At 65.7% G+C, this 6,852-nt stretch carries 7 protein-coding genes and 2 pseudogenes; 3 read left to right on the top strand and 6 right to left on the bottom strand.

All coding sequences use genetic code 11. The annotated features are described in order from the left end of the window. Positions 1–191: pseudogene (locus tag A5636_RS26655) on the top strand (nitroreductase family deazaflavin-dependent oxidoreductase); the annotation flags it as partial. On the opposite strand, the gene A5636_RS21185 reads toward A5636_RS26655, so the two are convergent. The 3 genes from A5636_RS21185 to A5636_RS21175 are packed head-to-tail and all read right to left on the bottom strand — an operon-like array spanning position 188 to position 2,139. Continuing rightward, a complete protein-coding gene (locus A5636_RS21185) occupies positions 188–544 on the bottom strand; it encodes a DoxX family protein (RefSeq protein WP_065160591.1) in 357 nt (118 codons plus the stop codon). The pseudogene A5636_RS26655 and the gene A5636_RS21185 overlap by 4 nt on opposite strands. A gap of 9 nt (positions 545–553) precedes the next feature. Next, positions 554–1,684: an SPFH domain-containing protein gene (locus A5636_RS21180; protein WP_065160590.1), complete on the bottom strand. Its 1,131-nt coding sequence runs from the start codon at positions 1,682–1,684 to the stop codon at positions 554–556. Positions 1,685–1,704: 20 nt separating this feature from the next. Further along, positions 1,705–2,139 carry an NfeD family protein gene (locus tag A5636_RS21175; RefSeq protein ID WP_065160589.1) on the bottom strand — a complete coding sequence of 145 codons (435 nt, stop codon included), beginning with the start codon at positions 2,137–2,139 and terminating at the stop codon, positions 1,705–1,707. 68 nt (positions 2,140–2,207) lie between these two features. On the opposite strand from A5636_RS21175, the gene A5636_RS21170 reads away from it, so the two are divergent. Next, positions 2,208–3,119 (top strand): hypothetical protein, encoded by a 912-nt coding sequence (locus tag A5636_RS21170; RefSeq protein ID WP_065160602.1) that lies wholly within the window; start codon positions 2,208–2,210, stop codon positions 3,117–3,119. On the opposite strand, the pseudogene A5636_RS21165 reads toward A5636_RS21170, so the two are convergent. The 3 genes and pseudogenes from A5636_RS21165 to fabG1 all read right to left on the bottom strand — a co-directional run bounded on the left by A5636_RS21165 (position 3,085) and on the right by fabG1 (position 5,701). Further along, positions 3,085–4,117 (bottom strand): annotated as a pseudogene (locus A5636_RS21165) (ferrochelatase). The gene A5636_RS21170 and the pseudogene A5636_RS21165 sit on opposite strands and share 35 nt — an antisense overlap. A 5-nt stretch (positions 4,118–4,122) precedes the next feature. Beyond that, complete coding sequence (gene inhA, locus A5636_RS21160; protein WP_065160587.1) at positions 4,123–4,932, bottom strand: NADH-dependent enoyl-ACP reductase InhA; 810 nt, start codon at positions 4,930–4,932, stop codon at positions 4,123–4,125. Positions 4,933–4,957: 25 nt separating this feature from the next. Beyond that, positions 4,958–5,701 carry a 3-oxoacyl-ACP reductase FabG1 gene (gene fabG1 / locus A5636_RS21155; RefSeq protein ID WP_065160586.1) on the bottom strand — a complete coding sequence of 248 codons (744 nt, stop codon included), beginning with the start codon at positions 5,699–5,701 and terminating at the stop codon, positions 4,958–4,960. A 215-nt stretch (positions 5,702–5,916) separates the two neighbouring features. On the opposite strand from fabG1, the gene A5636_RS21150 reads away from it, so the two are divergent. Continuing rightward, positions 5,917–6,765, top strand: coding sequence for a type IV toxin-antitoxin system AbiEi family antitoxin (locus A5636_RS21150; RefSeq protein WP_065160585.1), 849 nt, complete (start codon positions 5,917–5,919; stop codon positions 6,763–6,765). The last annotated feature ends 87 nt before the right edge of the window (positions 6,766–6,852 follow it).

The following is a 6,852-nucleotide window of genomic DNA, read 5'->3' as shown; positions in this document are numbered from 1 at the left end:
TGCGCAGCCGCCCGCCCGCGCCGGCGGTCGCTCGGGTACTGAGCGAACAAGAAGCCGAGAGCGTCCTGGCCGAATACCGACGCCGTCACCCGCGGGCTTGGGAGCAGTTCCAACACGTCCTTACCCAGACGCTCGGCGCCCCGATCGGTGAGAGTCCACTGCCGATGGTGGAACTACGCCTGGCGGGCTAGTCCGCGTCCGGCCCCTTAGCCGTCATCGCCGCGAACAGCGCCAGGAATACCGCCGAGGGAACCGCATTGCCAACCTTGTCGCGCACCCGAATGTGCGCACCCAGGGCCAGCACGAAGTACAGCGTGAGCAGCGCTGTGGTCAACCGGGCGAGGGCCGGAAACCGAGTCACTGACGCCAAGCCGACGGCGGAAGCTGCCTTCACCACCGGCAACACCGGGCGAACGCTCTCCGGAAGTCCCACGGTGTCCAACGCGGTCGTGATGGGAGCCAACGGGATTGCGCACGCAACGGCATCGCCGGCCTGCAGCGCCGCCAGCGCCGCGTAGGTCTTGGGTGAGGTCAGAGTGCTCATCCGGCCATCCTATTTGCGCAACTCAGGCGGGCCGGTCAGCGGATTGCGGGACAAGATTTCCGTACTCGACCCTTGGGCGATCGCCGGATCCGCGTCGTTGGCGAACCATTCCGCTACCTCGGCATCATCGTCCGCGGCGGAGTGACGCGGTGCGTCGTCAACCGGGGATGGCTCGAACCGGAACACCCCGTCTTCACCCGGTTTGCCGAGCATCCTGGTGAACCCCTGCAAAGCGGCGTTGAAATCGCTGGGCACCACCCACACCTTGTTGGCGTCACCGCGGGCCATCTCCGGCAGCGTCTGCAGATATTGGTAGGCAAGCATTTCCGGCGTCGGTCGGCCGGCCTTGATCGCGGCGAACGTCTTCTCGATGGCCTTGGCCTCCCCCTGTGCCCGCAAATATGCGGCGGCCCGCTCACCTTGGGCTCGCAGCACCCGGGACTGCCGCTCTGCCTCGGCGGACAGGATCGCGGCCTGCTTGGCGCCCTCAGCAGCCAGGATCTGGGACGTCTTCTGCCCCTCGGCCTGCATGATCGCCGCCTGCCGCGTGCCCTCGGCGGTCAGGATCATCGCGCGCTTTTCCCGGTCAGCCTTCATCTGCTTTTCCATCGAGGCCTGAATCGAGGGCGGCGGGTCGATGCTGCGCAATTCCACCCGCGCGACCCGGAGACCCCAGCGACCGGTCGCCTCGTCGAGCACCCCGCGCAACTGCGCGTTGATCTGGTCGCGGGAGGTCAACGTCTGCTCGAGGGTCATGCCGCCGACGACATTGCGCAGTGTGGTGGTGGTGAGTTGCTCGACGCCGACGATGTAGTTGCTGATCTCGTAGACCGCCGCCTGAGGCACCGTGACCTGGAAGTAGACCACGGTGTCGATGTTCAGCGTGAGGTTGTCCTCGGTGATGACCGGTTGCGGCGGGAAGGACACCACCCGTTCCCGCAGATCCACCCGGGCGCGGATGCGGTCGATAAACGGCACCAACAGCGTGAGCTGACCACTGACGGTGCGGCTGTAGCGCCCCAGCCGCTCGATGACGGCCGCCTCAGCCTGTGGGATCAACGCGACCGACTTGGCCACCACGACGATGGCGAAGATGACCAGAACGGCCAGCAACACCAAACCTGCAACCGCACCTTCCATCGGAGCCCCTTTCCGAGCGCCTAAAGGTCTCTGAAGACCACAGCCGTGGCACCGTCGATGTGCACCACCGTCACCGACTCGCCGGGTTCGAACACGTCGCCCGCGTTAAGCGGGCGGGCCGTCCATACCTGGCCGTCCAGCTTCACCTGGCCGGCGTCGTGAGCGACCCTATCGAGGACCAGGGCACTCTTGCCTTCCAGCGCGCTCACGCCCATCTTGACGGTCTTTCCGGAAGTCAGCCGTCGCCGCAATGCCGGCCGCACCAGCGCCAGCAAGAGGACCGAGACAATCAGAAAAACAAGGCCGTCGGCCCACAGCGGCCAATCGGTCAACCAACTGCTGCCCGACGCAGCCAGCGCGCCGCCGCCGAGCATCAACAGAAACATGTCGCCGGTAAGCGCTTCCGCACCGACGAGCACCAACGCTGCGATCAACCAGATCAGCGCCACGGGCATGGGCACAGGATACGCGCCACCCACGACGATCCACCTCAACTGGCGGCGAACTATTACACTGCGTGATCATGTGGTGCCCGAGTGTTTCGCTGTCGATGTGGGCCAATGCCTGGCTCGCGGGCAAGGCCGCCCCGGACGACGTTTTGGACGCGCTATCCCTTTGGGCGCCAAAGCAATCGGTCGCCGCGTACGATGCGATCGCTGCTGGCCATACCGGGCTGCCCTGGCCCGATGTCAGCGACGCGGGGACGGTGTGTCTGCTGCAGACGTTGCGCGCTGCGGTCGGCGGCAAGTCGCCGCGGACGCCCGGCAGCTTGCGCGGGACGATCAATGTGGTGCTGCCGGTGCCCGGCGATGTGCGCGGGCTTTTCGCTGGGTCCCAGTTCGAGCGGGACGCGTTGGCCGCGGGCGAAGCCGTGATCGTCACCAACCCGGACGAACCCGGCGCCGCGATCGGTCTGGTGCCGGAGGTCGCGTACAGCGATCTCGATGAGATCGGCGAGCACGACGAGCCTGAATTGTGTGCGCTGACATGGATGGTGTACTCGTTACCGGCAGCGCCGGTGTTCGACCACCACGAACTGGGCGACGCCGAGTACGCATTGCGCTCGGCCGTACGTTCGGCCGCCGATGCGCTGAGCACCATGGGGCTCGGATCGGCCAACAATGACGTCGAGAATCCGCGCGGCCTGGTGGAGCAGCTGCTGGAATCGTCACGGCAACACCGGGTTCCCGACCATGCGCCGACGCGCGCGCTGCGAGTCTTGGAGAACGCCGCGCACGTTGACGCGATCATCGCGGTCAGCGCGGGCTCGAGCCGTCTGGCCGATCGGATAACCGCCGCACCGGAACTGGCCGGGACGCAGTCATCCTCGGAGGGCCAGATTGCCACCGACGCGTTGCGGCCCCTTACCGCGGTGGTCCGTTCGGCGCGGATGGCCGCGGTCACGGCAATCCTGCACTCGGCCTGGGCGGACTAGCCGGCAGCGCAGTGCGGTGGGCGGCACGGTTGGCCGTTGCTGCTGGCCAGGCATCCTGATACCTGATCCGGGCCGCTCACCCGTGCCGGGGCGCGTTCGTCTCGCAGCTCGTTGACCAGGTCCACGGCCAACTGGGCGAACCGGCGATCGGCGTTGGGTGTCTTGGCGCGGGCCAACACGATGCCCAGCGCCTCAGCTTGCAACCGCAATTCGTGGTCCAGGTCCCAAACCACCTCGATGTGATCGGCGACAAATCCGATGGGACAGACGATTACGGCTTTGGTGCCAGTGTCCGCCAGCACCTTGAGATGGTCGCCGACGTCGGGCTCGAGCCAAGGGACCTGCGGCGGGCCAGAGCGTGACTGCCACACCAGGTCGTGCTCGGCGTAACCCGCTGCGGAGGCGACCAGCCGTGCGGCATACGCGACCTGGCGACTGTAGAGGTTCGGTCCGCAGCGCTGGTCGGCAGCAACCGGGATCGAATGCGCGGTGAACACCAACCGCGCATCGGCGGGCACCGATGCGGCGGCCGCGGCGACCGCGTCGCTGAACATCTCGACGAACAGCGGATGGTCGAAGTAGGTCCGCAGTTTGACGAGTTTCGGCGCGTCCGGGCCGGCCGCTTCGCGCGCGCGTGCGATGTCTTCGACGTATTGCGTGCAGCTGGAGTAGCCACTCCACGCCGACGTGGTGAAAACCACTGCGCATCGAATACCGTTGTCGCGCATAGTCTTGACGGTGTCCTCGACGTAAGGCGCCCAGTTGCGGTTGCCGAAATACACCGGCAGATCCTGCTCGGCCTCCAGCTCGGCGATCAACGCCCGGTTGATGCCGTTGATCGGTGACACCCCGCCGAAATGCAGGTAGTGCTCGGCGACGTCGTCCAGCCGTTCAGGTGGCACATTCCTGCCCCGCGTGACATTTTCCAGGAACGGCCGCACCTGTTCCGGGCCTTCCGGGCCGCCGAAGGAGAGCAGCAGGACGGCGTCAAAGTCCATGATGCTTACAGCAATTGGGTGTGGGCGCCGCCGTCGGCGTAAATGATGTCGCCCGTCGTCGCGGGCAGCCAATCGGAGAGCACCGCGCAGACCGTCTTGGCGACCGGCGTCGGGTCCTTCATGTCCCAGCCGATCGGCGCACGCTGGTCCCAGCCGTCCTCCAGCAGCTTCATCTGGGCACCGGCCTCCTCACCCAGCGCGCCACCGACGATGGCGCTCATAGCCAGCGTCCGAATCGGTCCCGCTGCAACGAGATTCGAGCGTACGCCGACCTGGCCGGCCTCGCGGGCCACGAACCTGTTGACCGATTCCAGGGCGCTCTTGGCGACCGTCATCCAGTTGTACGCCGGCATCGCGCGGGTGGGGTCGAAATCCATGCCTACGATCGCCCCGCCGCGGTTCATGATCGGCAACAACGCTTTTGCCAACGACGCGTAGGAGTAGGCCGAGATGTGGATGCCCTTGGACACGTCCTCGTAGGGCGCGTCGAAGAACGGATTGATGCCCATGCCGGTCTGCGGCATGAACCCGATCGAGTGCACGACGCCGTCCAGGCGGTTGTCTTCGCCGATCTCGGCCAGCACCCGGTCGGCGAGGGTTGACAGGTGCTCTTCGTTCTGCACGTCGAGTTCGATCAGCGGCGCCTTCTGGGGCAACCGGTCGGCGATGCGCTGGATCAGCCGCATTCGGTCGAATCCGGTGAGCACCAGCTGAGCGCCCTGTTCCTGGGCGACCCGCGCGATGTGGAACGCGATCGACGAGTCGGTGATGATCCCGCTGACCAGGATTCGTTTGCCTTCGAGCAGTCCTGCCATGTCCGTCCTTATGTCTTGAGTGGAATCAGTGGCCCATACCCATGCCGCCGTCGACGGGTATGACCGCGCCGGCGATGTAGCTTGCATCTTCGGACGCTAGGAAGCTGACCACCCCGGCGACTTCGGCGGCGGTGCCGACGCGCTTGGCCGGGATGAATTGCAGTGCGCCCTCTTGGATCCGCTCATCGAGCGACCGGGTCATTTCAGTGTCGATATATCCGGGGGCCACCACGTTCGCGGTGACTCCGGCCTTAGACAGTTCTCGCGAGATCGACCGGGCCATGCCGATCAGCCCCGCCTTGGAAGCCGCGTAGTTGGCCTGGTTGCCGATTCCCCAACTGCCCGAAACCGAGCCTACGTAGATGATCCGGCCGAAGCGCTTCTTCTGCATGCTCCGCGAGGCGCGCTGGGTCACCCGGAACGCCCCGGTGAGGTTCGCGTCGATGACCTTCTGGAACCGCTCCTCGGTCATCCGGATCAGAAAGGCGTCCGCGGAAATGCCGGCGTTGGACACCAGCACCTCGACCGCACCCTGGTGCTCCTCGACCTCCTTGAAGGCGCGGTCGACGGCGTCGCTGTCCGTGACGTCACACTCGACGCCGAAGAGGCCCTCGGGCGCCCCGGATCCGCGGTGGGTAACGGCGACCTTGTGTCCGTCGGCGGCCAACCGCTGCGCGATAGCCAGTCCGATGCCCCGGTTTCCGCCGGTGACCAGCACTGAACGGGATACGAACTCGGGTTTGCCGGCTCCTACGGCGCTGTCAGTCACCCCGTCAACCTATCGCCTCATCAGGGTTGCCAAGAAACCGGCTGGCCTGGCGGGTTTGCTGCCGAGCTTGCTACCAGGCTTGCCGCCGAGCTTGCTGCCGGGCTGCGGCACGACCCGGCGACCGAGCGTAACCGGGTAGCGAGATTCGCTGGCAGATTCCGCAGCGGGGTTACGCTCGCGAAGCGCTGTCGGTGTGACCCAGCACACTTCTGGTCATGACAGATCCTTTCCTAGGAAGCGAGGCTCTAGCTGCCGGCGTTTTGACGAAGTACCAGCTGCGGAGCCGCTATGTCGCGCTCCATAAGGACGTGTACGTACCGCGCGATCTCGAACTAACCGCGCATGTACGTGCAAGAGCGCTGTGGTTGCGCTCGCGCCGACGTGGCGTGCTGGCCGGTTATTCGGCTTCCGCTCTTCATGGTGCGAGGTGGATCCACGCGGATCTTCCCGCCGCGATCATCGACACGAACCGTCGCCGGGCGCCCGGTGTGCTGGTCTGGGAGGAACGCATCGAGCCCGACGAGATCTGCGTCGTCAACGGCATGCGCGTCACCACACCGGAGAGGACGGCCGTCGACCTCGCCCGGCGACTTCCGCTGGACCGCGCCGTTGCAGCTGTCGACGCCCTGATGCAGGCAACCGAACTGAAAATGGCCGACGTCGAGCTATTAGTCAGCCGCTATAAAGGACGCCGCGGCGTTCAATCCGCCCGAGCCGTTCTCGACCTCGTCGACGGCGGAGCTCAGTCCCCGAAGGAAACCTGGCTGCGATTGCTCTTGATCCGCGCGGGCTTTCCGCGTCCGCAGACGCAAATCGCGGTGTGCAATGAATGGGGTTGGGCGGAGGCCTACTTGGATATGGGCTGGGAAGACATCAAGGTCGCCGCCGAGTACGACGGCGACCATCACCTGACCGATCGGTACCACGTCAGGAAGGACATCCGCCGACACGAGAAAGTGACACACCGTTTCGGCTGGATCGTGGTTCGGGTCGTCGCTGGAGACCACCCCACAGACATCATCCATCGAGTGCGGCAGGCCCGAACCTCGCGCGGGGCCTCGTGATCACTCGCGAGCGTAACCAGGCTGCCAAATCGTGGGCCCAAAATGGCAGCCAGGTAACGCTCGGCGGAAACAAGAGAGCTAGGCGTA

Source organism: Mycobacterium asiaticum (assembly GCF_001673315.1).
GTDB lineage: Bacteria > Actinomycetota > Actinomycetes > Mycobacteriales > Mycobacteriaceae > Mycobacterium > Mycobacterium asiaticum_B.
This window is presented reverse-complemented; position numbering and strand designations above follow the sequence as displayed.